General features: G+C 72.6%; 1 protein-coding gene and 1 pseudogene. Both read left to right on the forward strand.

What is annotated here, in order from left to right:
- The coding region (locus ABD308_RS32860) for an N-acetylmuramoyl-L-alanine amidase (RefSeq protein WP_344343199.1) at positions 1-761 on the forward strand (761 nt) is incomplete at its 5' end.
- Between the two features lie 257 nt (positions 762-1,018).
- Positions 1,019-1,473 (forward strand): annotated as a pseudogene (locus ABD308_RS32865) (hypothetical protein); the annotation flags it as partial.

Raw genomic sequence — 1,473 nt, forward strand, 5'->3', positions numbered from 1 at the left:
CCGCGACGGCCACCGCCACGCCCGACCCCACCCCTACCAGCACCGCTTCCGACGCCGGCACCACCACCCACGCCGCGGCCCCGGCCACCACCCTCGCCGGCCGCACCGTCCTGCTCGACCCCGGCCACAACACCGCGAGCTCCGCCCACACCGCCGAGATCAACCGCAAGGTCGACATCGGCAGCGCCCGCAAGGAGTGCGACACCACCGGCACCTCCACCAACGCCGGCTACACCGAGGCCGAGTACTCGCTCGACGTGGTCCGCCGGACCCGCGCGATCCTCGCCGCCCGGGGCGCCACCGTGGTGCTGGTCCACGACGGCGACCGCCCCTGGGGTCCGTGCATCGACGAGCGCGCCCGGATCGGCAACGCCGCCCACGCCGACGCGGCGGTCTCGGTGCACGGCGACGGCGGTCCGGCGAGCGGCAGCGGGTTCCACGTGATCATGCCCGCCAAGGTGGTCGCGGGGAAGGCGAACACCTCGGCGATCGTCGACCCCTCACACCGGCTCGGCCTCCTGCTGCGCGAGAACTTCCACGCGGCGACCGGCGAGCCCTACGCCGACTACACCGCGAGCCAGGGTCTGGACACCCGCTCCGACCTCGGCGGGCTCAACCTCTCGACCGTGCCCAAGGTGTTCATCGAGTGCGGTAACATGCGCAACCCGGCGGACGCCCGCCGAATGACGGATCCTCAGTGGCGCCAGCAGGCCGCCCAGGGGATCGCCGACGGGCTGACGGCGTTCCTGACCACCCGGTAGGAGCCCGGCGGAGCCCGGCGGAGCCCAGCGGCCGAGGCCGGAAACCACGCCGGAATCACCCGGCCGGAACCGCGCGGTTTGCAACGACTTCGCCCCATTGCCGTGCCCTGCCGTGCACCCGCGTGGCCGTTGGCCCTAGGCTTCTGGTCCGTTCGGGGTTTTCCGGCCGGTCAGCAGGCCGGGCGGGCGCCGACACCACCGGCCGAGCGCCGAAACCGAAAACCGCCGACCACGACACACCAACGAGGGGAACGTTAGTGAATCTGCGCGCTCTCACCAAGGGAGACGCCGCCGTCGCAGGTGCGGCCGTCCTGCTCTTCATCGCCTCCTTCCTGCCGTACTGGACCGTCGACTGCAAGAGCAAGTACTGCGGCGACAACTCGACGAACGCCTGGGACAGCGTCCTGTTCCCCGTCCTGCCCTCGGTCTTCCTGCTCGGCATCCTCGCCGCCGCCCTGATCCTGGTCCAGCGCTTCCAGGGACAGGCGGCCGCGAACCGTCAGATCCTCGGCCTGCGCCTGGACCAGTGGGGCATCGCCTTCGCGGTGGCCGCGCTCTGGGCCTCGCTGTGGTCGCTCGGCGGCGGCCTGGAGGGCATCGACCACGGCATCGGCGCCTGGCTCGCCGTCGTCGCGCTGATCGTGCTGGCCGGCGCAGCCGCCGGCGGCCAGCTGATCCCCGTGCTCAAGACCCCGCTGGTCGCCGACCGCCC

It is taken from the genome of Kitasatospora putterlickiae (assembly GCF_039527695.1).
Taxonomy (GTDB): domain Bacteria; phylum Actinomycetota; class Actinomycetes; order Streptomycetales; family Streptomycetaceae; genus Kitasatospora; species Kitasatospora putterlickiae.